Origin of the sequence: Pseudalkalibacillus hwajinpoensis, assembly GCF_015234585.1 — a bacterium.
Classification (GTDB): domain Bacteria; phylum Bacillota; class Bacilli; order Bacillales; family Guptibacillaceae; genus Guptibacillus; species Guptibacillus hwajinpoensis_B.
Window position 1 is genome coordinate 356,270 of the sequence record NZ_JADFCM010000008.1, and the last position, 26,578, is coordinate 382,847.

Here is a 26,578-nt window from a genome sequence, read left to right on the forward strand (position 1 = left end):
CCTGCTTTTTTTTATGTGTTTTCTTGTCCGCTTATTTCATTACCTTGCTCTTTGGAAACCAGAAAAGGAACGAGCATTGGAATAATTAACACAAGCACGAGCAAGCGAATGACCTGCATGGCAGCGACGATGCTGGCATCTAAGTCAAGAGATGCTGCAACAGAAGACATTTGCGGTGCGCCAGCTGGAACGATCGCGAGTAGACTTGTGATGAAATCGAGCGGCGTCATGAGATAGAACACAAACGTTACGACAAATGTTAAGAAAAAGAATGAGAGAAGAATCCAAACGCTTGTCCACCCGATTTCTTTGATTTCCTTTAAAGCTCTGCGATCAAATCGCACTCCGATGATGACGCCTAGCATCGCCATTCCCATACCTACTAGGAGATTCGGCATGGTTGGAAGCTGTTGGATAAACGTGTGAAAGAGAAATCCAATAATAATCGCGTATAGAAAAGGGGCGATCGGAATGCGCCATTTCTTTGCGAGGAAAAGGGTGATTCCAATTAACAAAAGGTAGAAAAGAATAGCAAGTCCCATCGGCATATTCACTTGAGAAGTGGCTTTCATCGCAGCACCCTGTACTTCATCTGTTGATAGAAAGGAAGACATAAAACCAGCAACGAGCGGGATAGTTGAGACGAGCATCATGATGCGAACCGTTTGAAAGGCAGCAACCATACCTAAATTCGCATTGTATTCGCGACTCAGAGCCATCATGACCGACGCACCGGCTGGTAAACAGCAGAATAGCGCTGTTTTTGAATCAAGATTTGAATAGTTTTTTAGAATTTTTCCTAGGACCCAGCTTGCGATTAATAAGATGATCATTGAGACGGCTAGAGGGAGGAGGTAACTTGCGACCTCCTGAAACATTTTTGCTTTAATACTTAGACTGATGCTGACACCGATCACGGCTAACGAGAGGTCAAACAATAGATTCGGGTAAGCTATATCATCAATCATAAGACGATAGAAGGCTCCAACAAGCATTGCACCTAATAACCATCCGGCTGGCATGTTGAGAAGATCAAAGAGATACCCAACGGTAAAAGCTATGAAGAGTAGTAGTCCTTTTTTCATTCAAACAGCACCTTCAAAAAACAATATCGTTGTATGTCGAGAAGACCACATCGTAACAGTCTTTCTCTTGAAATGAGAACAGTGATTTTCAATAGTGTAGCATATCTCCACTATCATATTCATGCGATACGGTTCGCTTGAAATATTCACAAAATGTTCACTTACGAGCGCGAATTGAAATGACTATACTTGTCACTATGCTAGAAAGAAAGGATGAGTTGTTTGCCAGAAACGAAAAAAGAAGGTTTTTATTTTGGGTTAATGATGTGTTTTGGAATGGTATGTGTGATGACATTCTATAACTTATCTACGAATGGATTACTGGGAGAAATGACTCTTATAGAATTGCTTATGAGTCTACTGCTTGGCTATATTATCGCTTTGTTATTTGAAATTATTGTGGTAGGTCCCATTGCGAAGAAAATTACGTTTCGTTTGCCTTTTAACAAATCTCATAAATGGAAGGTTATTTTAATTCTTTCAACTTGTATGGTTATCGGTATGGTATTCTTTATGTCATTTTACGGATTAATAATGTCATATGCTAATATTGGATCTATGGATCATTCCTTCCTAAGAGAGTATGTTTCGTTATTTATTAAGAATGTCATTGTAGCCTTCCCGTTACAGATCCTTATTATGGGGCCACTCGTTCGGTGGTTGTTCGTGAAGTATGTAAAAACGAATAAACCAATGAGTGCTAAAGCACAGTAATGAAACAAGTAGCGGTGAATTTGGTTTATTGAAGAAGTGAACAGATGGTAAAGAAAAAAGGATGCCCTGCTGAAGGGCATCCTTTTTTAGTTGGTTAGTTGAATCGTTAGATGGAGAAATTTAAAATTCTTCATAAGTAGCTGGATCTTGATCATTCAATCGTCCATTTGGTTTCGTTAATTCAGCCATCATCGCCATTTCTGTTTCATTTAAAGAAAAGTCAAAAATAGAGAGGTTTTCAAGCTGACGTTCTGGAGAAGAAGATTTAGGAATCGGGATGGATCCTAATTGATAATGCCAGCGTAAAATCACCTGAGAGACTGATTTGTTATGTTGATTTGCAATTTGACTGATCGTTTCATTTTCTAAAATGTCAGTCACTCGAGCTAGCGGGCTCCAGGATTGTGTTTTGATGTTGTTTTGTTGATGAAATCTTCTCTGATCTTCCTGGTTGAAGAAGGGGTGTAGTTCGATTTGATTGATGCTTGGCTTTACGCCGGTTTCCTTCTCCAATTGCTCTAGATGCTCCGGAAGGAAATTACATACGCCGATCGAGCGAATGAGTCCCCATTTCTTAGCGTCAATTAGAGCTTGCCATGCTTCTGGATAAAGACCTTGTTTAGGGTTCGGCCAGTGAATGAGGTACAAATCATAATAATCCAGGTTAGCTCTATATAACGACTCTTGAATGGCCGTAACAGCTTTCTTATATTCTTGATAGCGACCTGGTAATTTAGAAGTGACGCGCAGTTCATTTCTAGGAACTGTACTTCGACGAATGGCTTCGCCCACGGTTCCTTCGTTTTCGTAATTGTAAGCCGTATCGATGAGACGGTAGCCAACATCAATCGCACTATTAATTGCAGTTGCGCCTTCATTTCCATTTAGCAAGTAAGTACCGAAACCGATAGCGGGTAGTGTAAGACCATCATTCAACGTTAGTTCTGGGATTGATTCCTTCAACAAAGATCATTCCTTTCAAAAATATTCAACTTTTTTATCTCACTTTAAATCTACCACTTCCTAAAAAATGCAAACATATGTAAGCGTATTAACAGTAATTTTTTTTGTGAAGGGAGATGAGATCGATTGAAAGACATCAAAATAAGCTTATTGGCCAGAAGAGACCAGATAAGCTTTTTCTATATAGCGTCATGAAAGGCGACTTTATTAAGTGAAATTGGCGATTTGTTCATAACACTCTGTACGTGTTTGGGGAGGAGTGATTCCTCTTCGCATGATTTCGCTTGTTAACATTTCAATAAAAGCTTCATCTAATTGAAGAGTATACGCATCACAAAAAGCGATTAGTAAATCCTTAGTTGATAAGAGTCGCAATCTATCCGACCTCCCAGTTCTATTTGGTTTTGTTTAAACGGTTATGGAAAAGCGCTGCTTAATTTTGACGTTTGGCGTAATCAAAATAATGAAGCAGAATCTTTTTCCCTTTTAACCGTTTTTCCAAATAAGAGATAAACAAGGAGGTGGTGGATGGCTCATAGAAGTTATTCCGATGAGCATTAATTTCATGAATGGCTGATTGTTCAGAACGTTTTGGACGATAAGCTCGATCAGACGTCATCGCAATGAAGCTATCGATGACTCGAAGGATCGAAACAGATCGAGGAATTTGCTCATCATGTAATTGGTAAGGATAGCCAGTACCATCGCTATTCTCATGATGATTTAGTATAAGAGACGGCTCAATATCAATCTCTGGAAAATCATTAAGTAGCTCTATTCCAAACTCTGGATGCTGCTCGACATACTCTTTCTCATAAAGGGTTAGTGGGCTCTTTTTTTGAAGGATTTCTGTTGGGACAAGCAGTTTACCGATATCATGTAGCAAAACAGACTCAAGAAAGGGTCGTTTCAACAATGATCGGAAATTGTAATGCAAACAGAAATCAATGAAGTAGCTCGTAGTTTGCACCGAATGGACGAAGCTATGAGGGTCGTGACGCCTTAGCAGTTCCATCATTCGTAGTGTCTGTAATGAAAATAAATTAGCGTGCCCGTACAATGTACACTTTTCCATGTTCATTCTCCTTTTTAAGGAGCCGGTTGCACTACTTGCTCCCTATCACTCAAGTGCCCAGGCTAGAATGATAGTTCATCGCATTCTCTTTTTTTGTGGTTCTCTTACTGAGGTATCTTGACATGAGGATATACTTATATAATAAATACCATAAAAAGGTGATTTTGTTAACTGTTTTCTTTGATTTTTCAGTTTTTTTATTTGAAACGCCAATGGAAGGAGATTGGAAAATGAAATCTGACGTACTAATTGTCGGCGCAGGTCCTACGGGTCTTGTATTAGCACTCCACCTGGCGAAATATGGAGTTTCATTTCGGATCATCGAGAAAAATGAGGGACCCGGAGAAGCATCGCGTGCGCTAGTTGTGCACGCTAGAACCCTAGAATTCTATGACCAAATGGGCTTCGCAGAAGAAGTCATTCACCAGGGGATCAAAGTAAAGTCTATCCAATTTCGAGAAGGAACGAAGGCAAAAGCGAACATTCATTTTCGGGATCTTGGAAAAGGATTAAGTCCTTTCCCATTTGCCCTAAGTTATCCGCAAGATGATCACGAGCAGCTGCTAATTAACAAATTAGCCGACGAAGGCGTTGAGGTAGAATGGCAGACAGAGTTGGTTTCATTTATGGATGAAGGGGATCATGTTCAAGCCGTTATTAAAAAAGATAATAAGGAAGAACGGAGTGAGTTTTCATATATATGCGGGTGTGATGGGGCACATAGTCCTGTTCGAAGAGGGCTTGCTTTTGATTTTCCGGGTGGAACGTATGAGGAACTGTTTTTTGTGGCAGATGTTAAAGCTAACACTGGACAGATATCTGAAAGTAGTCTAAATGTGTATTTAGATTCTGACACCTTTTACCTGTTCATGCCAGTTAGAAGCACGGGGATGGAACGGATTATCGGTATTGTTCCTCGCGAATTGACCGATCAAAGCTCAGTTGCGTTCAAGGATTTCGAGGCGCTTATCGAGCAGAGAACAGGCTTAACGATTCAGAATGTGAACTGGTTCCAAACGTACAAAGTCCATCATCGCGTTAGCAGTCATTTTAGAAAAGGACGTGCTTTTATTGCCGGAGATGCTGGGCACATTCATAGCCCTGCTGGCGGACAGGGCATGAATACCGGTATCGGGGATGCGGTGAACTTAGCGTGGAAGCTAGCCGCAGTGCTGTTTCGGAAAGCGGACGAAGCCATTCTTGATACATTTGAAGAGGAGCGCATTGACTTTGCGAGAAAGCTAATCGATACAACAGATCGAGCATTTACTTCTATTATAGGCGACCACATGACGAGCAAACTACTGAGGAAAATCGTCATACCGAACGTGGCTCCATTTACGCTTCGTTCCTTTTCGATCGCTCGAAAAGCAGCTTTTAGAAGGCTTTCTCAAATCAACATTCATTATCGCAACAGCCAACTTAGTGTTGGTACAGCGGGGAAAGTTCATGGTGGAGATCGGCTACCATGGATCCAAACAAAGTCATGCAATAATTATGATGCGCTTAAGTCAATGAATTGGCAGCTTCACGTATATGGTCAGGCAAATGAAGCCGTTAAGGATTTTGCTAGGGTATCTGGATATTCTCTATATGAGTTTAGCTTTGAAAAAGCAATGACGAAAAAAGGATTGCAGGAAAATGCGCTGTACTTGATCCGTCCGGATGGTTATGTTGCATTAGCTGAAGTAGAGCAGAACGTGAATAAATTGAAAGAGTATATGTCAAAGTTTAATATTTCAACATTATATTAGGAAGGAATAGAAGTTCCGATCATCTCCACCAATAGGGAAAAGAATAAGATACCTACTTAACATTGGAATGATATATTGATTGAAGCATTCTATAAGGTAATCTCCAATTGAATATCACGCGTTTCTCGTTGGTAGATCTCATGATATATTTCTTCAGCTATCACGCAGCCCATCCTCTTATAAAATTCTTGGGTTTCAACGGATGGGTGTGCGCCAATATAAAGTTTGTCTACTCCTAACTGCTTTGCAACTTCTTGCGCTTTAATGAATAGTTTGCGACCGATTCCCATTCCTCGAAATGGTAAAGAGACATGAATGTAGGAAAGTTCGCGATAGGCTGTAAGTTCTCCAAATGTCTCAGCCTCAATAACGACAAATCCAATCACGTTCATATCTTGCTCGGCTACTATGACGCTACCACCACGAGCAATGGTAGATTTGAAGTGGTTTACAATTTCGCGTTTTCTCTCTATTGACCAATCGTCTACAAATCGATCTTCCTTTTCTATGAAGTCGTTTGATTCCACCATCCATACATTAGTGGTTACCTGCCTACGTTCGAAAGAATCAAGCATATGTTCGTGAAGATCACTTAAATGTAATTTTTTCACCTTGTACATGGCCTTCCTCTCTTCTTTTAAATTCGAGTACGTAGATTACATGTTTTGTAGTTCATTAACCGTGATGAATTGGTAGCCTTTGTTAGTTAATGATTTTAAAATCCCTTCAATTGTTTTCAATTCTTCTCCCGAATCATCATACATGGGGTGTAAAAGGATGATGGAACCTGATTTTACGTGTTCATTTACATAGTTCACTTTATCCTGAGTATTCGTATAGTATGTATCTGGTTCTAAATCCCATGTAATGGTTTCTATATCATTTTGATTTAAATAATAGGGTAGTCCAATGAGCTTCTTTCCATTTGGTGGCCTGAAGTCGATTTCTTTTTTAAAACCTACTTCAAGAATGAGCTGATTCGTTCGTTCAATTTCTTCCTTCATAAAAGCCTTTTTTTTAAATACCATTGGTTTGTGAGAGTAACTGTGATTTCCTAAATCGTGTCCAGCTTCAACGATCATTTTGCCTATTTCCTTATTTTTCTTAAGTTCTTTTCCAATGACATAGAAGGTTGCTTTAGCATGATATTGATCTAGAAGAGGGAGAATATCTTCTACATTTTGGGTAGGACCATCGTCAAAAGTTAAAGCGACCACTTTTTGGTCTGTTTCTACACGATTGGTTAATCCTCCAAACAATTGATATTCTCTTGAATTCATTAGTTTATAAGACCCATATAAACCAAGGATAATCATCAATACTGCAAGAGAAATCCATTTCTTTTTCAACAACTATCCCTCCTATTTTACTGATAGTTAAGTAGAAAGCTTGACTGGATTCGGATATTTTGAACTTGTATAGATGCCAATCATTCAAATGCAATTATATGTGGTGCTAACAATAGGTTGTAAGGAAACCCTTTTCTTTAAATATGTATTATTATAACATCGTTAAGATTAGAGCCTACCCGTGCATTCCCTGCTATTACATGTTTATTTTCCATTAAGGAGCCGGTTGCACTATTGCCTCGGTAGCATTCAAATGACCAGTCTAAAAATAGGCGTTTGTGACATTCATTTGACGTTGTGAACCTAAATTTCCTTATATAATGAATACTATAAAAAGAGAGATTTGTTACCTTTTTTCGGACGTTTTTAACCAATTGTTCAAGGTGTTTCACAATAAAAAAATAGAGGGAAAGAGATAAAATCATATCATACAAAATCCCCGGTTTACATACTCATATGCAACGTTATTCTTTCGCTCGGTTGGTGATTAGGTTTGCAGGGAGTACTCCAACAGCAATCTTAGGCTCGGTCTATTTTAGCGCTTGCGTTTTTAGCTATTACTTAAAAGATGAAGCTAAATATGGTCTCTAAACACCATTTCAAAATAGCAGATCCAGAGGTTGAAGAATTATCATCTCACTCTATAATTTCGATTCGTTATTGAACTGATAATTAAGAGGACGCACGGAATACCAAATACAAAGAAATAACTTGCTATGGAATGATAGCTAGATAGTGTTTCCATTGTGTAAGGGTTATGAGGGAGAAGTGAAATACCTAGCGTAAGCAGTGTCGTTATGATAACTGGCCACATTGCTTTTTTTCGCTTTGTAAGAATTTTCATTCCTTCAGAAGAGATATACAAGTAAGATCCAAAGGATGTTAAGACAGAAACAGTCCAGATTGAAAGAAACAGTAAATCAACTCGATCGACAACAAGGAAAGAAATCCCCTTTAACATATATACCGTTGGATCATGAATCGTTTTAAGCTGATTTGGGCTGAAATAAACGTAGGTAGCAAAAGTAATAAGGCAATAGAAGGTTGTAACGGCTATATTAGATAGCGTTAGGCTTATCAAGGCAGCCTTTCCTTTGGTTTGTAGATAGGGAAAGACAAATAGTGCCATTTCAAATCCAATCATAGAAAAGAATCCCTCTGGAGTTGCTTTTATGATTGGACTTACTCCATGCTCACCAATGGGCAGGATGTAACGAATATCTGAATACCTCAATGAGATCAGTACCATGATAATAAGAGGAACAACGAGCACTGTTACGAATTGATTGAATCGACCTAGCACTTTTATCCTTCCAAGAACAAGATATGCTCCTGAAATAGACATAAGTAAAAGAACTACGAAAGAAGGTGTCCTAGGAAGAATCCACATATTGATGGTCACCTGAAATAGCTGAAGAACCAGGATAGCGGTTAAACCGGCAAAAAGAATATAACCGATTGAAATAAGCGTTCCCATCAATCGACCGACGATTTTAGGGGCATATTCATAAAGTGTTAACTCTGAAAACCTCATGCTTAAAAAGTAAAGAACGAAGATTACGCCTTGAAAACCTAATCCAGCAAGTATTATTGCAATCCATCCATCTTTTCCTGCTGTAGAATGTAGTGTAGCTGGTAAAGAAAGAATTCCTACGCCTACTTGAGTCTGGAAAATGATAAAAAATAGTTGAACTATATTAATTTGCTTACTTGTTTTCATTTCAATTCCATCTCCGTTCGTCTCAGACCTTATTGCTATCTCAACCATTAATAAATGGGAGAACCGGTGAAATTTAATATCTCACCTTAATAAGGTAAAGCGATTAAAATTATTGTGAAAAATGGATTAGATTTGTGGAGAGAGGGAGGTCAAGAAGTAGATTTTAGCTTATGAAGATTGTAACGATAGTAGCCTATTTATTTATCTAATTATCCTCTCATTTGAAGGGGACTTTTTACTCCTTGGGAAGGCGAGAGCTTGTGTAAAATCAAAAGAGAGCCTCATGTGATTTTAACAACTGAGTAATTACAATTAAATGGACTTCCAACTGAAAAAGTAAATAATAGAAGGAAACGTATTGGCGAATAAATTACGTTTAGTATCCAACGAAATTATGGTTGGTAAGTCGAAAATACTCCTCAGAATTAATATCAGGACGAGCTGTTTTCAGTACGATATTGTCATGCCACATTAAAGGGATAAACCACATCTTGATAGAGAATGATCAAATATCGTTTATAAGAAGACAGCAAAATAAATTTCTAAATAAGACTCCATTCAACACCTAATTTAGTCTTCGTTGGATGGGAGCTCTACACTTTTTGTTGACATCATGATAAAAATATTGGTGATTAGCTTTGCTACATAAGTAACGAATAAGTAAGCTGCTAATAAAACGAACCAATTCGTGTATAGTTCAAAGAGATCGAGCCAAATTAAAATCGGCTTAAAAATAAACGTAAATCCTAATGCAGAGAGCGTGCCATATAACCAGTAATTTTTCTTATGTGATAAGCACCATTGATAAAGCAAAATGAAATATACCGGGACAAGAGCTCCATCGATACTAATGCTTGCTGGTAATTGCGGAATCGCAATGTAAGGATAATCCCACCAGGATTTACGAACACCTAATGCATCCACATAAGCAGCTATGACGTGAATGGAATATCCAAAAAATCCGAGCAGAAAAATTTTGCGCCGATCGATTCGAAAATAAAGGAGAACAAGCGGTAACAAAATAAAAGCTAAAATAAGCCAGAACTGCCAGGTTGTATAGTCAGAATAACTTTGCCAGTAACTATTCGCTTTCTCTTCAAGTTCTCTTAGTAACGATACAAGTTGATCAAATTGCTGTTTTCGATCCATTATGAACACCACCTTTATGGAGTAGTATTCATCGCACTAATGGTTGTTATTACGTTTTTTAGAAATTTTTTATGGAAAGCTCTGTACGGTGAACGTGGTGATTTCTCATTCTTTTATGTGAAAAATCTTTAATGCATAAGGAGTTTGAGGTTTGATAGCGAAATGATTTAGAAGTGGAATTTCATTTTTATAAGGAGAGTGATCGAATGGCTCAAACGGCGAAGCACGTGTTTGTGAATTTACCGGTCAAGGATCTCGATAAATCCATCGCATTTTTCTCTGAAATTGGCTTTGAATTTAACCCACAGTTTACAGATGAGAACGCGACGTGCATGGTGATCAATGAAAATACTTTTGTCATGTTACTTGTGGAGGAATTCTTCAAGACATTCACGAAGAAGAACGTTACGAACGCCAGAGAATCAACGGAAGTCATTATGGCACTTTCTGCAGAAAGTAATGATGAGGTGGATGAAATGGTGAACCGTGCGCTTGCAGCTGGAGGTAAAGCTTCGAATGATCCCATCGATCATGGATTCATGTATGCCTGGAGTTTTCAAGACATTGATGGCCACTTGTGGGAAGTGATGCATATGGATGAAAGTGCAATTGAACAGGGGTAATAGCTTCATAAACCAAAACACCTCATCCGTTAGGGGATGAGGTGTTTCACTTTGCTTTCGCTTATTCAGCTACAACAAATTCAAAGTTACCTTCGAATTTCACGTCTTTACCAAGCAAGAACCCGCCTGTTTCCATCGCTGCATTATACGTCATGCCGTAAGCTTCACGGTTCACTTTACCTGAAACGTCAAAACCAGCTACAGTGCTACCATCAAGTGGACTTTTGGATTTGCCGTTGTATTCCACAGTGAACGTTTCTTCTTTTGTTACTCCCTTAATTGTAAAGTCTCCAGTAACTTCATACTCTCCATCATCTTTCTTTGCAATAGACTTACTTTGGAATACCATATTTGGGTATTGATCCGCTTCAAAGAAATCGCCAGAGCGAAGATGACCGTCACGATCTTCATTACCTGTATCGATTGATTTCACAGGGATTGTTACTTTAATGTTCGCAGAAGTAAGGTTATCAAGATCGCCATTAAAATCGACGTCAAAGTCAGTGAATTCACCCTTTGCTTTTGAAACCATCATATGTTTGATTTGAAAATCTAAACTGCTGTGAACCTTATCTAGTGTAAATGTAGCCATTGAAAAATTCCTCCTCAGGATTGGTGCTTTTTAGTATAGATTAAAGATAACGCAAATTTATCTCGAAGTCAAGATACTTTAAGTTAAGACATTGTAAATATTCTTTCAATATTTCGTGCAACTTTTTATCTATGTGAAAAAGGTAAAGCCTCCTGCGAAAGACTCGTTTTCGTCACTTACCGGTAGGGAATTGGAAGGAATTTGGATTTGTCGGGTTTACTGAATGGAAACTGGTGTCATGATGGTAAGTATAAAGGGAGAAAAGGAGCTGTTTCGATGAAAAGATGGACGATTCTTTTACTAATGATGAGTGTACTACTTGTGTTAGCTGCCTGTGGAGGAGGTAACGAAGAAGGAACGACTGAAAACGAACCGGAAACGACCACGGAAAATACTAGTGAAAGCGAGCAGGAGCAAATGGAGACGATCACCGTTACTATGAAGAATCAGGACGATGAAGAGATTGGGACAGCCGAGCTGATGGAGCATGACGGCGCAACGATGATTAGTCTTGATGTTAGTGATTTGCCAGCAGGAGAGCACGGTTTTCATATTCATGAAACTGGATCATGTGAAGCACCAGATTTCAAATCTGCTGGCGGTCATTATAATCCCGGTGACAAGGATCATGGTATGGAATCCGATAATGGACCACACGCAGGAGATATGGAGAATATCGAAGTTTCCGAAGATGGAACGCTTCAAACCGACATTATGAATGACAAAGTAACGCTCAAAACGGGAGAAGAAAACTCGCTGCTAAAAGAAGGCGGAACAGCCATCGTTATTCATGCTGGCGCAGATGATATGGAATCACAGCCGTCTGGAGATGCCGGAGATCGTATTGCTTGCGGTGTGATAGGTGAATAAGGGAGAAAAGATGAAAAGGATTCTACGGTTTAGAGCCGTGGATCCTTTTTTTATGTCCTTCAAGCTATGGAAAACAGCGGGCATGTAGGGGGAGGGCGTTTGTGAACCGCCCTTATTTTTCGTTTAGCCAATATAAATGAAATTTGGACAATAAAATCGAGTTTTAGCCAATAAATCGTGGTTTTGGACAATAAAATCATATTTTAGCCAATATCCAGCGATAAGCATCGCAAAAACCACTGATTCCATAGTGGTGGGAATGCTACTTTATTAAAATGAGAGATTTTCATACATGAAAATTAAAAATTTGCAGAAAATTCAGGGTTAGTACTTTGGAATTAGGGTATTAAGATAGAGTTAACTCGAAAATATTTTTTTACTTACTAAAAGAAAGCTGACTTGAAATTTCCCCCTACGTATAAACTAATGTTAGTCAATATGAGGGGAAGAGAGTGTTGATCAAAGAGGGGTAAGTTCGTTCGCAGTTTGGTAATTTGTACCTAATTTGATACAATGATGAAATTGAATGAAAAAGGAGGTTATCGTATTGGACAAGTGGATGAAATTTCTCGAGGTAAACGCTCCTCGTATTTTTGATTTAGCGATTGAGCACGCGATACTCGTTGGATTAGCGATCATTGTGGCGCTGATTATTGGCGTTCCTTTAGGCATTTACTTAACAACAAATGATTATCTAGCTGAGACGATTCTACAAATTGCTTCAGTTATGCTTACGATTCCGAGTATTGCTTTATTCGGTATTATGATTCCCGTCTTCTCGATCGTCAATCAGGGAATTGGTTTTGTTCCAGCTTTCGTAGCACTGGTTCTGTATTCGCAGCTCCCCATTATACGAAATACATATACCGCCATTCGTAATGTAAACCCTGAAATGCGAGATGCGGCTAAGGGATTAGGGATGAAAACGAGTCAGCGTCTTCTTCGCGTCGAAATCCCGAATGCTTTCCCAATTATAATGGCGGGTATTCGTACAGCCGTTGTGCTTAATATCGGAATCGGTGTCATCGCTGCTTATATTGGTGCAGGAGGACTCGGTGTTCTTATTACTCAGGGCATTTCACGTGGGGACAATTATTTAATTATTAGTGGCTCAATTGCCGTTGCCATCCTTGCTATGATCGCAGATGGTATCTTGTTATGGATCCAAAAACGCTATACACCCAAAAGCATTGCGAACTAAGGAGTGAGGTGAAGAAATGATTACATTTGATCAAACAACCAAAACATTTGAAGGCGGCGTAACAGCTGTGAATGGTGTAGACTTCACCGTTGAAAAAGGACAAATTGTCGTTTTATTAGGACCGTCAGGCTGTGGGAAAACAACCCTGCTTCGAATGGTGAACCGTTTGGAATCGATTTCAGATGGAAAGATCACCATTGATGGGGAAGATTCGATGTCTTTGGATCAAATTGCTCTACGAAGAAAAATTGGGTACGTCATTCAGAGCAATGGTCTATTTCCGAATATGACAATAGAAGAAAACGTGATGATTGTTCCTGACCTTTTAGGTTGGAAGAAGAAAGAGAAGCGTAATCGTTTTAATAAATTGATGGAAATGATCGGCTTAAGCGGTGAGAAATTCGGCAAGCGTTATCCGCATGAGCTTTCTGGAGGACAGCAGCAGCGTATCGGCGTTATTCGGGCATTGGCAGCCGATCCGCCCGTTATGCTAATGGATGAACCGTTTGGGGCACTCGATCCGATTATTCGTGAGAAAATCCAAGATGAGTTTCTTCAAATTCAACGTGAGGTAAAGAAAACCATTCTTTTCGTTAGTCATGACATTGACGAAGCGATTAAAATGGCAGACAAAATCGTTCTATTACGCGGTGGGGAAGTAATGCAATATGATACGCCATCTGAAATGCTTGTTCGTCCTAAGAATGAATTTGTTCGGGAATTTTTCGGAAAGGACCGTGCAATCAAGAGCTTAAGTCTTCATACCATTCAAGACATTCAAGAAATCATTGGGCTTGTTAATGAAGATGAAACGATTGAGGACACCATTACGATTAATGTGCACCACGATTTGCGTAATACGCTATCCATGCTTCTAAATCAGGAGGCGGATCAAGTCATTGTAATTGATGATGACGGTAACAAACTTGGCGCCATTACGATTGATCTCGTTCAAAAGTATCTCCATTTTGAAATTAAGGCAAAGCCTACCCTGGTGCAGAAGGGGTGATAAGATGAATAAGAAAAAAGTTATGAGCCGTATTGTAAGCTTTCTCGTCTACGGAATAGTGGCCGTGTTCTTTATTTGGGCCATCAGCAACAGCTATTTTGACTATATTTTCAGTCAATCCAGTACGTTTCTTCACTTATTGAAGCAGCATATGCAGCTTGTACTTGTTTCTTCTTTCTTAGCGGTCATCGTGGCACTGCCTGTTGGTATTCTTGTCACGCGTAAAAGCTTTCGAAGAGCAGAGTGGGTCGTTTCAAATACAGTCAACCTTGGTCAAACGATTCCAAGTCTTGCTGTTCTTGCTTTGATGATTAGTATTCTAGGTATTGGATTTAACACGGCTGTATTTGCCCTGTTTATTTACTCGCTACTACCGATGTATCGAAATACGGTTGCGGGAATTGATTCCATCGATGAGAATTTAATCGATGCAGCAAGAGGGATGGGTATGAAGCCTATCCAAATTCTTTTTCGAATTGAATTACCGAACGCATCCTATTCGATTCTTGCAGGTATTCGAACGGCCGTCGTATTAAATATCGGAACGGCTGCGCTTGCTTATGTTGTCGGAGGTGGCGGTCTAGGGGTATGGATTTTTACCGGCATTCAGCTATTTGATAACGGTTATTTAATCTCCGGCGCCATTCCAGTAACTTTATTGGCAATCTTTGTAGACTATCTACTTCGATTACTTGAACGAAAGATCGTACCAAAAGGGTCTAGACCACCACAAGAAACGTAACGATAGGAGGTGTTTGTATGAAAAGAAAACTATTTCGTATTATCGGAATCATTTCCATCCTTTCCATGCTAGCCTCGTGCTCAAGCGTAGGGATTGGTGGGAAACAGATTTCGGTTGGTGGTAAGAACTTTACAGAGCAATACCTACTTTCAGAAATGACCGCTTTTCTTCTAAAGGAGGAAGGCTTTGACGTGAAGCAAATGAACAATCTGGGGAGTACCGTTGTTCGTAAAGCGCTCGAAAACAGCCAGGTTGATATGATGTGGGAATATACAGGAACGGCACTCATTACATATATGGGCGAAGAGCCGATTGCCGATCCAGTGGAAGCATTTGAGAAGGTCAAAGAGTTAGATGCCAAAAAAAATGATATCCATTGGATGAATATGTCTAATGTCAACAACACCTATGCACTCGCCATGAAGAAAGAGCAGGCGGAAGAATTAGGGATTGAATCGATTAGTGATTTAGCGAAGTATGTGAATGAAAACCCAGGAGAGCTCACGATGGCCTCAGATGCAGAGTTTGCGAATCGACCTGATGGACTGCCTGGCGTGGAGAAAACATACGGATTTGAATTTGATTCCAGTCAAATTAAACTGATGGATCTTGGTTTAACACAAAGGTCTTTAGACAATGGGCAGGTCGATGTCTCGGTTGCATTTGAAACAGATGCCACCATTGTCGAGTATGACCTTGTTACCCTGAAGGATGATAAAACTTTCTTCCCGCCATATAGAGCGGCGGTTAGTATCAATGAGGATGTATTCGAAAAGTATCCAGAAGTGGAAGAAATCACAGCGCGTTTAGGTGAAAAACTAAACAGTGATATTATGCGTGAGTTGAATTATAAAGTCGATATTGAAGGAAACAGCGTCTCCGTTGTTGCTCATGATTGGTTAGTAGAGAATGGTTTGCTAGATGAATAATAGTAATAAAAGCTCATCCTGAAGAAAGAATCGGGATGAGCTTTTTTATGTATGATGGAGTATACGTACGATTATCGGCGAAATCGTGAGTTATATTGGAATTATTAGAATAATACGACTTTGTAGTAAAAAGTATGGAATGTGAGCGGGTTTGCATAAATTTGGTTTTAGGTAATAAAAGAGTGGGAAATTCCTCCAAACAGATCATTAAGGTTTTACTTAAGGAGGATTCAAATGCATTTATTTAATATAGGCTATGTGATCATAGCAGCCGTTTTGTGGGGGATTTCCGGAGGGTTAGCAGGAATATTAATGGATAAAGGTTGGGATCCGCTGGTGATCTCATTCTATAGAGGATCAATAGGATTTGTTGGTATTTTTGTATGGCTACTACTTCATCGAAAAGGAAATAAAATGAAGTATTCAACGAAGACGATGATGTGGTCAGTATTAGCCGGTTTAGCGGTCGCTGGGAATTTCAGTTTTTACTTTCTTAGTATTTCGGAATCTGGTGTAGCGGTAGCGTCAACTTTGATGTACACGGCACCACTGTTCGTGCTGTTTAGTTCATTTCTTTTTCGAATAGAGACCGTTACCCCATTTAAGGTTATTGCAATGGTTATTGTGATGGGGGGAATCAGCTTATTAACAAACGTTTATGAAACGGGACTTGGCAGTTTAAATATTCTTGGAATCACAAGCGGACTATTATCAGGTCTTTCCTACGCTCTGTTTATTTTTGGTTTTAAGAACGCTTCTAAAGAGGGAAGCCCCCCTTTTGTTCTTAGTATGGCTTTTGCGACATTTACCATTGTAATGTTTCTATTTATTGACCATAAGGAAGCGCTCGATGCCTTGTTTTCAGAGGATCTGATTTGGTTTATCACTCTCGGGATCATCGGCGCAGGTATTTCTTTTTACTTATATATAGAAGGTTTGAAGAAAACGTCAGCATCCGTTGCGGCGATCATCGCGATGGTCGAACCGGTCACGGCTTCTCTATTTGGATTAGTCATTTTGGGAGAGGTCTTGACTTTAACGCAAAGTATAGGACTCGTTATCATTCTCATCACGATTACACTATTAAGTCGAAAACAAAAGAATTAATAAACGATCAGTGGGAGTAATTTGGATAAACGAGATCATATTACTAAAAATGGCCGGCACATCAATCGAATGTGCCGGCCACTTTCTCTATATTATATACTTATGAAAATAGGTGTAGTGATGTGTCATCACCTTAACTACTCCTTACTTCGTATTCGTAAACCCCCCATCAATACGAATCACTTCACCATTGATATACTGTGCTTTTGAAGTTAAGAGGAACGTTACGAGCTCAGCTACTTCTTCAGGCGTACCGAGACGCTTCTGAGGAATGCCGGCTTCAGCATTTTCTTTCATTTTAGGATTAGCTTCATAGAAGTCCTTCACCATCGGAGTTGCCGTTGGTCCAGGAGCAATTGCGTTTGCACGTAATCCGTCCTTCGCATATTCAGCTACGATACTTTTTGTTAGGCCAATAATACCGTGCTTTGTGGCCGAATACGTAACGACAGAATCTTGACCAATGACACCGGCACTTGAAGCGGTGTTCACAATAGAACCTCCGCCATTCTTAATCATCACATCCGCTACGTAACGGACACCGTATAAGGCGCCCATCAAGTTAATGTCTACGATTTTTTCTATTTCTTCTACTTTCGTATTTAAGTAATATTCACCACTACCGGAGATGCCGGCGTTATTAAAGAAATAATCAATTGAACCAAAGGTTTCAACAGTTTTGTCGACGTAATTCTTTACTTCATCTGCTTTAGATACATCGGCTTTTATGAAAAGCGCATCAACACCCGCTTTTTTCGCTAGGTCGACCGTTTCATTACCGCCTTCTTCGTTAATGTCTACGGCAACGATATTAATCCCTTCATCTGCTAAACGAACAGCAGCTGCTTGTCCTAATCCACTTCCTGCACCTGTAATAACTGCGACTTTACTCATGCATAAAACCTCCTGATTAGTTGATTGAAGAAGATATCTTGTTGCTATAGTACTAGTATAGACCTTTCATTTTTGAAAATAAAAGAAAGCGACTTGAGCGAAACATATTGTCTGCTACCTCGATACGTACGGATTTCCAGTCACCCAGAATCTCCACGGATAGTCACGAGCTTCTCCTGAATTATCAATTCCGATTCGTTTTCCTTCAGAAATATGTTCCGGCGTATAGCCACTTTGAATATACAGAGGAGGACGTACTAAGGCATGACCATAATCACCTGGATCAATCCCAAGCGCTTTAGTTAATTTGCCAGGACCATCCGTCCATTCCTTTTGTTTACGTCCAGGTCTTCGCTGCTCCATTAAGTCTAATCCTTTCAGAGGTTCAACGGCGCGAACGAGAATAGCTTCAGGGACATCGGGCTCAGCACTGACCACATTGAATAAACAGTGCGTGTGCATCACGTACGTATAAGCATTCCCTGCAGGCCCGAACATCACTTCAGTACGTTTCGTTCGTTTGTTGTTGAAGCTATGAGCGGCTTGATCCTGTGCGCCCAAATATGCTTCTGTTTCCACAATATAACCGGAGGCAACTCCTTCATTCGTTTCCTTCACTAACTCGCAGCCGAGGAGAGCCTTCGCTAGTTCTAATGTCGGTTTTTGGTAGAATTCTCTAGGTAAAATAGACATGTTGGTTTCCTTTCGTAAGTCGTTATAGTTGAAAGATGTTCTTTCTCTCTTGTAAGCTCTACACATTAGTTTTCCACAAGCCTACGTTGACTAAACGAGGAGCGGGGTATGGTTCGAATTGATTCATGAAGAAGCATAGAAGCTTTTGGTTAACATACAAATTGTGAAACATTCAACATACTTATGAATTAAATGCTAGATTATAAAAGGAAGTGAAGATCATGGATTTATTTAAAAACACTGGGAAAGTATCCATCGTAACAGGTGGCGGTAGCGGAATCGGTCGCCTTATGGCAGAAACGCTAGCGGAGAGCGGATCAAAAGTCGTTTTGCTTGGACGTTCACTAGATAAGGTTGAAAAAGCAGCAGCGGAAATCGCTGATCAAACTGGCGCAGTAGTTAAAGCCTATTCATGCGATGTGACAAGTAAGCAGGACATTGAGAAAGTAACAGCAGCAATCAATGAAGAGTACGGTCAAATCGATATCCTTGTGAACAATGCAGGAACGAATGCACCTGGCACGATCGAAAATCTCGACGAAGATGGCTGGGACAAAGTGATGGATACAAATGTGAAATCTGTCTTCTTTATGAGTCAGGCAGTTGTGCCATATATGAAGAAACAGGAATATGGTCGCATCATCAATACCGCTTCCGTTGCAGGAGATGTAAGTCTCTTCTTCAGCTCCGTTTATGGGACAAGTAAAGCAGGTGTCATTCACTTAACGAAGCAATTAGCTAACGAATTAGCTGAAAACAACATTACGGTGAATGCGATCAGTCCATGGATGTTTAAGACGGATTTCATTAAAGATTCCTTAGACGATCCTGAATTTGAAGAGATGATTAATAAGAGAACGCCAATGAAACGAATTGGGGAGTTGGATGAACTGAAAACATCCGTCCTTTACTTCGCTTCTAAAGGATCAAGCTACATTACCGGCCAAAATATTTTCGTTGATGGCGGCGTCACAAATTACGGATTGTAAAAAGAAAACGGATTTCCTCATGAGTGAGGGAATCCGTTTTTTTAATGAATTCGTCCATTGTACTCCAACAGAGTTCAAATAGCTGTCGAGCGATTAATCGATCGTCGCCCACATTTCTTCTGGGTTTAGTTCGTAAATGTTATTCTCGCGGTACATAAAATGATTGATAATAAACTCTCGGCGAATGGTTGCGAAGTCGGGGTGGAACTTTTTGATATACTCATTCATTTCTTTCTCAGGGTACTTTTTCCCTCGTTCTAATCCGTTGATTAAGTGCTTAAGAATAATGATTTTTTTCTTTCGTTGAGAAGGGAGGTGCTTGAGCGTACCATCTGGTGCTAAGAAATTATTGATAACAGCTTGTGTTTTCACAGAATCGTCCTCCTTATCGTAGTTAGGCTTGTAAAGCATAGTCGGCAGGGCTTCTGAGTAAGAGCGGAATTTCTTCTCATCTATGTAGTAATAGATGGTATTTTTATCCTTACGTTGATAAACAATGCCCGTGTCCCTTAATTTCGTCATATGATGCGTGATCGTAGGAGCTTTTAACCCAAGTTTGCCAGCGATGGCTTGGCCGTGGAGAGGACCTTTAGCGAGCAACGAAAGAATGCGAATCCGAGTTGGATCCCCGAGTGTTTTATGGAAATTAACTAATCGGTTTAACTGCAATATACGACCCACCTTCCTATAAGTTAGATTAGTATCTAATTAGATACTAATCTAACTAGAGTTGTTCGTCAACCAATGAACCGTTCACATATTGCCTGAACTGGTTTCCAATTCGTTACATAGAAACCTCTATATTGTCTTATCTGAAATAATACTGAAATAATTATTATTGAAATGTATTGTGTATAATTTGTTGCGAGTTAAAAGAAAAAACCTCTTATAGAAGCTTGGAAACCAATCTTGTAGTACGAAATGAGTGCCAAATATACTCAATTATAATAAGTGATCAGACGATAGAAGGTTGGATTTTCATGTGATTTCTATAAAAAGAATATTTTTCCAATCATTAAATGTTCTAGATCAAGCTTATCACTTAAAGCTCTAGAAAGTTATTGGGAAATGTTATGGCAACATAGTGAGTATATGGGCGTATCGTCTTACGGATTTCCCAATACAACCTCCAGAAATTCTATGATAGGCTACTAGTGTATTCAAAATTCAAAACATTCCGAGAAGGGGAGGAGATTTTTTGAAAAAGGGAATCGCCGTCGCACTTGCGACAGGTCTTGCATTTGGGGGCGCATTACCAACTGCATCAGCCGCATCGCCAGAGGATTTGAATGTGGATCAGAAGCAAGCACTTGAAAAGATGGAGATTGTTAAGGAAAGCTGGGAAAAGGAACGGAAGGTGCCATCGTTCTTATCTGGTAAACTATCAGAACAAAAGGTAGCGAATGAAGGAGATGTAAAGCAATATCTACAGGAAAATGAAGCCATATTTCAGGTGAATGAGAGTGATCTTAAGCTGATCGATCAATCGAAAGATAAGCTAGGCATGACTCATTACACATATGTTCAAACGGTAAATGGTGTACCACTTGATGGAGCGACATTCATCGTACATACAGACAAGGATGGGGAAGTTGCAGCCGTGAACGGCAATTTGCATCCAGACGCTGTAAAGAAATTTGAAGGAAGTAAGAATGCGAAGGTATCTGAAGAAGAAGCGGTTAACACAGCATGGAACCATGTTGATGTACAACCTGAAACAAGTCTTCGTGATAATAAAAACATGACGGGTCAGGGAGAAAAAGTTGTTTATAAGGACGGCGATCGCTACGTTCTTGCTTATAAAGTGCAGCTGAACTTTATTGATCCTTATCCTGCGAACTGGCAAATCTATGTGGATGCTCGCGATGGTTCCGTTGTAGAAGCGTATAATGCACTAGCTGACGGCGCCGAGACAGGAACAGGAACGGGCGTATTGGGTGATCAGAAAACGCTAAATACGGTATCACAAAATGGTAGCTACCTTCTTCGTGACGTGACAAAAGGTGGCCTCATTGAGACGTATAGTGCCAATAATGGATCAAGCCTTCCTGGCGCGATCGTAACAGATGATGACAATCAGTTTAATTCTTCAGATCAAGCGGCAGCTGTTGATGCGCATTACAATGCAGGCGTGGTTTATGATTATTATGAGTCGACACATAATCGCGATAGCTTTGATGATAACGGTGCAACGATTCGTTCGACAGTTCACTATGGCTCAAACTATAACAATGCTTTCTGGGACGGAACGCAAATGGTTTATGGTGACGGCGATGGGACCACTTTTGCTCCATTATCAGCAGCGCTAGATGTGGTTGGTCATGAAATTACGCACGCAGTAACAGAACGTACGGCGGGACTACAGTATCGTAATCAATCAGGAGCACTGAACGAATCAATGTCAGATGTGTTCGGGTATTTCATCGAGCCTGAAGATTATCTTATGGGGGAAGATGTCTATACGCCTGGTACACCAGGAGATGCGCTAAGAAGTCTATCGAATCCAGAAGCATACAACCAGCCATCTCATATGGATGACTACGTTCAAACGTCTCAAGATAATGGCGGCGTTCATACGAATAGCGGTATTCCAAACAAAGCAGCTTATTTCACCATCGAAAGCATTGGGGGTAGCAAAGCAGAGCAAATTTATTACCGTGCTCTCACCACATACCTCACTCCAACGAGTGACTTTAGTGACGCAAGATCGGCTCTTCTACAATCGGCAGATGATTTATACGGCGCCGGATCTACTACGTACAATAGTGTCGCGTCAGCCTGGGATCAAGTTGGCGTTACGGAATAAAGATTAACGCAAAAAAAGGGCTCATGGCGAGCTCTTTTTTTGCGTGTAAGTGATCGTTATTTCATAATCAACTGCGTTTCAGCTTGTAGGTAACGATCAAATGAATCGGGTGTTTGATAAGGATCCCCGTTCACCAACTGATTGATATCAATGCTGAATTCATACGGAAATAAGCGTACGCTCCAGTTCTCATCGTGATGAATTTGATGACTATAACCTCCATTAACGTGTAAGGCATATGTATTTAGTTCCTCAGTTTCTTGAATCACACCACTGAGCGTTTGATAGATGCTACGAACCTTGTATTCGTCCCAATCATTTTTTAAGTTTTGACTTAGAACAACTCGTTCCGCTGGAGAAACATAAAAGGAATCTGCCTCTTCCGCCGGGGTGTTCGTATACTCGTAATCCATCGTTTGGGTCTCCCCGGTCTCAATGTTCTCCGCAACCACCAGCTGCTTTCCGATTAACGAGTTTGCTTCTATGTAATAATCACCCCCAAGCTCAGGTAAAGCGAAGCTGATCACATCATGTAATCGCTTCTTGGGCACTATCTTCCATTCCATCACAACATTTACGCGGTATTTTCCGTTTCCTAGCGCATGTACGTGTGTGGTCAATAGCTTATGTGAGGTCTCAGCGCTGTTCCATGTGCTTTTACTAGTTTGAGTGGAAAATAGAAGGGAGTTTGTTTTCTCTCTATATTCTCTAGCAATGGATTGCCGGTTGTCTTCCGGTGAATTTTTCGTTTTTTCAAGGGAGGATTCTTTGTTCACATTAGCGGCAAGCGTGTCTTCTATAGGAAAGAAGACGAATAAACATACTAAAAACAGGGATAGTAACTTCTTCAAACAATCAACCTTTCATTTATTTCTTCATTAAGCTTAAAGGAAAATAAGAGAGGGTTCCAGGTCTAATCGAAAATATTTGTGCAATAGTGCTTTTGTTAATTGCCCCGAACGAAAATCAATAAATTGGTGAAAGATGGTATTGTTTAGGTTGAGGGTTTTTATGATTAATATGGCAAACAGGAGGGGCGCATTTGAGGTGTTTTATCGTGATTCCAATGATCTTGTTAGGTAGTTTTTTGATAGGATTAAGAGTAAACGACTTAGGCAATATCGGTAATTTCCTCATGAATCTTGTAGGGTTTGGCTTCGTGGGGTTAGGAGTTTTAATAAGCAGACGTAAGGGGGAAAAGCTAGTTTATAAATGATAGAAGTACGTATGAAGAGGAGGTGGATGAGATATTAAAAAGAATTAGGATCGGTTTAGCGGTCGTAACGTTTTCTATAATTGTATATGCGAGTATAACGGAGGATTATACGGCAATACCTTATATGATGCTGTTTCTAGGCAGTATTATGTTGGTTATGGGGATAGAATATTGTAAAAAAGGGGCTACGCCCTACTTAGGTTATTTCTTTTTCGTTGCCGCACTCTTTAATTTTTATGTATCTATCAAGAGTTATCTAATAGGTTAATGGTTTTAAGCGCTTTCCGAAAGTGGAGACACGGGAGCAATTTGATCTTTCTTGCTAGTACGGTGACTTATATTAATAATAAGAAGGAGACTAAAACATGCAATATGAAGCGAAAACACCAGGGGGATATTTTGAAATGCTAGAGGATGATTGGAGAAAGGAAAAGCTCCTAGCAGTACGACAGTACATAATTGAAAATGCTCCAGAGCTCGAAGAAGGCATTCAATATAAAATGCTTAGCTATAAAGGGAAGTCGAGCGTGTTGTTTAATCTTAATGCTCAAAAATCCTATGTAAGCCTTTATGTAGGAGCTATTAAGAAAATCGATCGAGCAAGTGAATTGTTGAATGGTTTGGATTGCGGAAAGGGATGTATCCGGATTAAAAAGTCAATTGATTTACAGGAAAGCGGTGTGGAGGAATTTGTGAAAGAAGCGATTAATCAATGGCGAGCTGGTGAGGATCTTTCTTGTTAGAGGGTGGGGATAAGGGTTAGCCTGTGATAAGGTGTGAAACTTTCATTAAATCGATTCGTAAGTAGTAGTAGAACAAAAATGGATGTTGGTTAGCGAGAAAGGAGTTTATTTTGGGGAAACTACTTTTACTATTTGTTGTAGGGTTTATAGGACTATCTCTACGCTATTTGTTTCTAGGAAAATTCGAGATGGATCAGCTCTTGTTGCTAATGGGTTTTCCGGTGGCGGCTATATTGATTCTATTTGTGATGAAGTGGCAGCATAAGAAGGATCTTGCTTTTCAGCCAGAAGCGGATGACGGACGTATGGTGACACGCTTAGGAGATCGAGTCTCAGCAGCGCCGAAGCGAGTGTTTGACGGACAGGAACTTGTTGGAGAATACAAGCGATTTTATCATAAGCTGTGGAAGCGAGTTGTCGCAGATATTATGGACAGCCCAGGAAGATGGTTTCTTAATCTAGCGTTTTCGTCAGAAGATGGTCATCACATCATTCTAAAAGGTAAAAATGAAAATCGCCTTCGCGGAACAAATGAATGGCTGATCTTCTCTAATAACGATGAAGTAGGCAGCATTCAAATGGACTACTCAGTCAAAAATGTCGCCAAGTTAAAGGAAAGTCTCTATCTTAACTATTATGATCACACCTATCAATATCAGTCATTTGGGATTGGGTCTAAAACAGTGATTCGTAGAGATGACCATAAGATTGGTGAAGGGAAAAGGATTGAATTAGGAAATTCGATTTATAAATTAGAAATGAAAGATACATATGGCGAAGAAGCACATGTTTTATTTATGGGCTATATTCTATTTAACTATCATTTTAGTCAGTGAGCTAGCTTTAATATTGCTTTGGTGGTGAAGCTTGTGAACAATCATTTAGGATTGCTTTTTTATACTGCGATAGGATCTGTTGGCATGGCGTTTGTAGGATTAGGAATAATCAAGCTAGCCATCGTTTACGATGATCAACAAGGCTTCTGGATCGGTTTTTTAGGACTTTTGGGCTGTGCAATATACTTTAGACATTTAGAAAGCCAGGTTGGTATTCATAAGAAATATCGCTGGCTAGGAAACAGTTTGTTTATTATTGTTTTCGGTGTGCTATCGGTATGGTTGTATTTATAGCTGTTTGAAATGAGGAATGGGGGAATGTTGACGTGACGGAGATTGTCCTTATAGGCTTGTTAGCAGCTGTATTTTATCTCGTTTTTCGAGTAAGTACTCAAATGAGTAGTCTTAGCGGGCGAATGAAAAGTATGCACAATCAATTAAATCGAATGGCGCAGCATATGGATTTGCCTGAACATCCGATTAACGATGAATTACGAGAGCTCATGAAAGAAGGAAAAACGGTAGAAGCCGTGAAAAAGGCACGAGAAGAATTTGGGTTATCGCTGTTGGAGGCGAAGGAGTATGTGGACGGGATTTGAAATAAATTTTGGTTGTATTTTTATAGGCTAGTTTATCAAGGAATCCAGAAAAGGTGTCAAAAGTATTTGACACCTTTTCTGGATTTTATTAACATATAAGGTGTAAAAGGAATTTGACAGGATAGATAGAAGGGATAGAGCTCAAAGTTGAAGAACAGCATTAAGATTTTAAGAGAAGGTAAGGGGATTTCACAAGGGAAGTTGGCGGAATTGTGTCAAGTTAGCAGACAGACGATCAACGCTATTGAAAACAATAAGTATGATCCAAGTTTAGAATTGGCATTTGCTATTGCTTTAGCTCTAGAGACGAAAGTAGACTCACTCTTTAACTATCAAAAAACGCTAAAGAAAAGGGGATAAATACAATGGATATCATTCTTGTTCTGATTATGGGATGTATTATGTCAGTGATCATTGTTTCAACGAAAAGAGTATCAGGTGATGATACTGGCTTTTCAAAGGAAGATGAACGTCAAAAGAAAATATTAAGAGATGCCGCAATGTCGAGTTGGCAAGTTATTATGCTATATGCCTTGATTCGATTAACGAACTTGTTGCCATTTTTGGACGGTTTCACAGATCCTACGAAATTCCAATCTATTGCTTTCTTTTCGAATGGGGGAGATATCCTTCTAATTGCTGCCGTTGGATATGGTATGGGAGCGGTAACTTCGTATTTTCGTTATTCCTAAGTGATAAATCTAGATTGCTTTTAAAAGAAATAGAAAAAGGCATTCCTATATACAGTATTAAATGGAGTTGCTCACTTTTTAGAAATTAATTTTCTTTAAGATATAGTCGTTAATATTATATGAAAGCGAGAATGATTTTTTATGAGCTTATTTTTTGAAAAACGGAAGCCTTACAAAAGTGATATAGCCTTTATCTTACTAATGTTTTTGAATGTTATCGTCATGAGT

31 protein-coding genes and 1 riboswitch are annotated in these 26,578 nt (G+C 39.6%); of the genes, 18 read left to right on the top strand and 13 right to left on the bottom strand.

The features are described from left to right. Nucleotides 1-11 precede the first annotated feature (11 nt). Complete coding sequence (locus tag IQ283_RS13490) at nucleotides 12-1,085, bottom strand: AbrB family transcriptional regulator (RefSeq protein WP_194220658.1); 1,074 nt, start codon at nucleotides 1,083-1,085, stop codon at nucleotides 12-14. Nucleotides 1,086-1,307: 222 nt separating this feature from the next. Between IQ283_RS13490 and IQ283_RS13495 the strand changes: the two genes are divergently transcribed. Then, complete coding sequence (locus IQ283_RS13495; protein ID WP_194220659.1) at nucleotides 1,308-1,799, top strand: DUF2798 domain-containing protein; 492 nt, start codon at nucleotides 1,308-1,310, stop codon at nucleotides 1,797-1,799. Between the two features lie 120 nt (nucleotides 1,800-1,919). On the opposite strand, the gene IQ283_RS13500 is transcribed toward IQ283_RS13495, so the two are convergent. The 3 genes from IQ283_RS13500 to IQ283_RS13510 all read right to left on the bottom strand — a co-directional run bounded on the left by IQ283_RS13500 (nucleotide 1,920) and on the right by IQ283_RS13510 (nucleotide 3,837). Beyond that, a complete protein-coding gene (locus IQ283_RS13500; protein ID WP_194220660.1) occupies nucleotides 1,920-2,762 on the bottom strand; it encodes an aldo/keto reductase in 843 nt (280 codons plus the stop codon). A 207-nt stretch (nucleotides 2,763-2,969) separates the two neighbouring features. Beyond that, a complete protein-coding gene (gene sda / locus IQ283_RS13505; protein WP_194220661.1) occupies nucleotides 2,970-3,137 on the bottom strand; it encodes a sporulation histidine kinase inhibitor Sda in 168 nt (55 codons plus the stop codon). A 58-nt stretch (nucleotides 3,138-3,195) separates the two neighbouring features. Then, a complete protein-coding gene (locus tag IQ283_RS13510; protein ID WP_194220662.1) occupies nucleotides 3,196-3,837 on the bottom strand; it encodes an HD-GYP domain-containing protein in 642 nt (213 codons plus the stop codon). A gap of 11 nt (nucleotides 3,838-3,848) precedes the next feature. Further along, a riboswitch (cyclic di-GMP riboswitch) is annotated at nucleotides 3,849-3,932 on the bottom strand. A 135-nt stretch (nucleotides 3,933-4,067) separates the two neighbouring features. Here IQ283_RS13510 and IQ283_RS13515 point away from each other — a divergent pair. Continuing rightward, on the top strand, nucleotides 4,068-5,591 hold the full coding sequence (locus tag IQ283_RS13515; RefSeq protein ID WP_194220663.1) for an FAD-dependent oxidoreductase: 1,524 nt from the start codon (nucleotides 4,068-4,070) through the stop codon (nucleotides 5,589-5,591). 89 nt (nucleotides 5,592-5,680) lie between these two features. Here the strand turns inward: IQ283_RS13515 and IQ283_RS13520 are convergent, their stop codons facing one another. The 4 genes from IQ283_RS13520 to IQ283_RS13535 form a co-directional block, all read right to left on the bottom strand. Then, complete coding sequence (locus tag IQ283_RS13520; protein ID WP_206759463.1) at nucleotides 5,681-6,211, bottom strand: GNAT family N-acetyltransferase; 531 nt, start codon at nucleotides 6,209-6,211, stop codon at nucleotides 5,681-5,683. Between the two features lie 36 nt (nucleotides 6,212-6,247). Beyond that, nucleotides 6,248-6,943 (bottom strand): polysaccharide deacetylase family protein, encoded by a 696-nt coding sequence (locus tag IQ283_RS13525; RefSeq protein WP_194220665.1) that lies wholly within the window; start codon nucleotides 6,941-6,943, stop codon nucleotides 6,248-6,250. 628 nt (nucleotides 6,944-7,571) lie between these two features. Further along, nucleotides 7,572-8,660, bottom strand: coding sequence for a GerAB/ArcD/ProY family transporter (locus IQ283_RS13530; protein ID WP_206759464.1), 1,089 nt, complete (start codon nucleotides 8,658-8,660; stop codon nucleotides 7,572-7,574). Between the two features lie 570 nt (nucleotides 8,661-9,230). Further along, entirely contained in the window at nucleotides 9,231-9,809 is a 579-nt protein-coding gene (locus IQ283_RS13535) for a CBO0543 family protein (RefSeq protein WP_194220667.1), read from the bottom strand. A 206-nt stretch (nucleotides 9,810-10,015) separates the two neighbouring features. Here IQ283_RS13535 and IQ283_RS13540 point away from each other — a divergent pair, with 206 nt between their 5' ends. Beyond that, nucleotides 10,016-10,432, top strand: coding sequence for a VOC family protein (locus IQ283_RS13540; protein WP_194220668.1), 417 nt, complete (start codon nucleotides 10,016-10,018; stop codon nucleotides 10,430-10,432). Between the two features lie 61 nt (nucleotides 10,433-10,493). Here IQ283_RS13540 and IQ283_RS13545 read toward each other — a convergent pair whose 3' ends face one another. Then, nucleotides 10,494-11,024 (bottom strand): YceI family protein, encoded by a 531-nt coding sequence (locus IQ283_RS13545; RefSeq protein WP_194220669.1) that lies wholly within the window; start codon nucleotides 11,022-11,024, stop codon nucleotides 10,494-10,496. 276 nt (nucleotides 11,025-11,300) lie between these two features. On the opposite strand from IQ283_RS13545, the gene IQ283_RS13550 reads away from it, so the two are divergent. The 6 genes from IQ283_RS13550 (at nucleotide 11,301) to IQ283_RS13575 (ending at nucleotide 16,882) form a co-directional block, all read left to right on the top strand. Then, on the top strand, nucleotides 11,301-11,894 hold the full coding sequence (locus IQ283_RS13550) for a superoxide dismutase family protein (RefSeq protein ID WP_194220670.1): 594 nt from the start codon (nucleotides 11,301-11,303) through the stop codon (nucleotides 11,892-11,894). A gap of 547 nt (nucleotides 11,895-12,441) precedes the next feature. After that, nucleotides 12,442-13,095, top strand: coding sequence for an ABC transporter permease (locus IQ283_RS13555; protein WP_276511837.1), 654 nt, complete (start codon nucleotides 12,442-12,444; stop codon nucleotides 13,093-13,095). 16 nt (nucleotides 13,096-13,111) lie between these two features. After that, nucleotides 13,112-14,104, top strand: coding sequence for an ABC transporter ATP-binding protein (locus IQ283_RS13560; protein ID WP_194220671.1), 993 nt, complete (start codon nucleotides 13,112-13,114; stop codon nucleotides 14,102-14,104). A gap of 4 nt (nucleotides 14,105-14,108) precedes the next feature. Further along, nucleotides 14,109-14,846, top strand: coding sequence for an ABC transporter permease (locus IQ283_RS13565; RefSeq protein ID WP_194220672.1), 738 nt, complete (start codon nucleotides 14,109-14,111; stop codon nucleotides 14,844-14,846). Between the two features lie 17 nt (nucleotides 14,847-14,863). After that, a complete protein-coding gene (locus tag IQ283_RS13570) occupies nucleotides 14,864-15,775 on the top strand; it encodes a glycine betaine ABC transporter substrate-binding protein (protein WP_194220673.1) in 912 nt (303 codons plus the stop codon). Nucleotides 15,776-16,009: 234 nt separating this feature from the next. Further along, a complete protein-coding gene (locus IQ283_RS13575) occupies nucleotides 16,010-16,882 on the top strand; it encodes a DMT family transporter (RefSeq protein WP_194220674.1) in 873 nt (290 codons plus the stop codon). Nucleotides 16,883-17,026: 144 nt separating this feature from the next. Here the strand turns inward: IQ283_RS13575 and IQ283_RS13580 are convergent, their stop codons facing one another. Together IQ283_RS13580 and IQ283_RS13585 are read right to left on the bottom strand one after the other, a co-directional pair. After that, entirely contained in the window at nucleotides 17,027-17,776 is a 750-nt protein-coding gene (locus tag IQ283_RS13580; RefSeq protein WP_194220675.1) for an SDR family NAD(P)-dependent oxidoreductase, read from the bottom strand. 114 nt (nucleotides 17,777-17,890) lie between these two features. Beyond that, entirely contained in the window at nucleotides 17,891-18,469 is a 579-nt protein-coding gene (locus IQ283_RS13585; RefSeq protein ID WP_194220676.1) for a DNA-3-methyladenine glycosylase, read from the bottom strand. A 221-nt stretch (nucleotides 18,470-18,690) separates the two neighbouring features. Here IQ283_RS13585 and IQ283_RS13590 point away from each other — a divergent pair, with 221 nt between their 5' ends. Beyond that, nucleotides 18,691-19,458: an SDR family NAD(P)-dependent oxidoreductase gene (locus tag IQ283_RS13590; RefSeq protein WP_194220677.1), complete on the top strand. Its 768-nt coding sequence runs from the start codon at nucleotides 18,691-18,693 to the stop codon at nucleotides 19,456-19,458. 93 nt (nucleotides 19,459-19,551) lie between these two features. Here IQ283_RS13590 and IQ283_RS13595 read toward each other — a convergent pair whose 3' ends face one another. After that, nucleotides 19,552-20,127 carry a metalloregulator ArsR/SmtB family transcription factor gene (locus IQ283_RS13595; protein ID WP_194220678.1) on the bottom strand — a complete coding sequence of 192 codons (576 nt, stop codon included), beginning with the start codon at nucleotides 20,125-20,127 and terminating at the stop codon, nucleotides 19,552-19,554. A 529-nt stretch (nucleotides 20,128-20,656) separates the two neighbouring features. On the opposite strand from IQ283_RS13595, the gene IQ283_RS13600 reads away from it, so the two are divergent. Next, nucleotides 20,657-22,264 (top strand): M4 family metallopeptidase, encoded by a 1,608-nt coding sequence (locus IQ283_RS13600; RefSeq protein ID WP_194220679.1) that lies wholly within the window; start codon nucleotides 20,657-20,659, stop codon nucleotides 22,262-22,264. A 56-nt stretch (nucleotides 22,265-22,320) separates the two neighbouring features. On the opposite strand, the gene IQ283_RS13605 is transcribed toward IQ283_RS13600, so the two are convergent. Further along, on the bottom strand, nucleotides 22,321-23,115 hold the full coding sequence (locus tag IQ283_RS13605) for a hypothetical protein (protein ID WP_194220680.1): 795 nt from the start codon (nucleotides 23,113-23,115) through the stop codon (nucleotides 22,321-22,323). A gap of 492 nt (nucleotides 23,116-23,607) precedes the next feature. Between IQ283_RS13605 and IQ283_RS24420 the strand changes: the two genes are divergently transcribed. From IQ283_RS24420 to IQ283_RS13640, 7 genes are all read left to right on the top strand, one after another. After that, complete coding sequence (locus IQ283_RS24420) at nucleotides 23,608-23,748, top strand: DUF3953 domain-containing protein (protein ID WP_408962617.1); 141 nt, start codon at nucleotides 23,608-23,610, stop codon at nucleotides 23,746-23,748. 97 nt (nucleotides 23,749-23,845) lie between these two features. Beyond that, complete coding sequence (locus IQ283_RS13615) at nucleotides 23,846-24,223, top strand: iron chaperone (protein ID WP_194220682.1); 378 nt, start codon at nucleotides 23,846-23,848, stop codon at nucleotides 24,221-24,223. Nucleotides 24,224-24,333: 110 nt separating this feature from the next. Further along, the gene (locus IQ283_RS13620; protein WP_194220683.1) at nucleotides 24,334-25,059 is read left to right on the top strand and encodes a tubby C-terminal domain-like protein; all 726 of its coding nucleotides are present in this window, start codon (nucleotides 24,334-24,336) and stop codon (nucleotides 25,057-25,059) included. Nucleotides 25,060-25,092: 33 nt separating this feature from the next. Next, nucleotides 25,093-25,353, top strand: coding sequence for a hypothetical protein (locus tag IQ283_RS13625; RefSeq protein ID WP_194220684.1), 261 nt, complete (start codon nucleotides 25,093-25,095; stop codon nucleotides 25,351-25,353). Nucleotides 25,354-25,385: 32 nt separating this feature from the next. After that, the gene (locus IQ283_RS13630) at nucleotides 25,386-25,658 is read left to right on the top strand and encodes a hypothetical protein (protein ID WP_194220685.1); all 273 of its coding nucleotides are present in this window, start codon (nucleotides 25,386-25,388) and stop codon (nucleotides 25,656-25,658) included. Nucleotides 25,659-25,805: 147 nt separating this feature from the next. Continuing rightward, a complete protein-coding gene (locus IQ283_RS13635) occupies nucleotides 25,806-26,018 on the top strand; it encodes a helix-turn-helix transcriptional regulator (protein ID WP_194220686.1) in 213 nt (70 codons plus the stop codon). Between the two features lie 5 nt (nucleotides 26,019-26,023). After that, nucleotides 26,024-26,350 carry a hypothetical protein gene (locus IQ283_RS13640; protein ID WP_194220687.1) on the top strand — a complete coding sequence of 109 codons (327 nt, stop codon included), beginning with the start codon at nucleotides 26,024-26,026 and terminating at the stop codon, nucleotides 26,348-26,350. The last annotated feature ends 228 nt before the right edge of the window (nucleotides 26,351-26,578 follow it).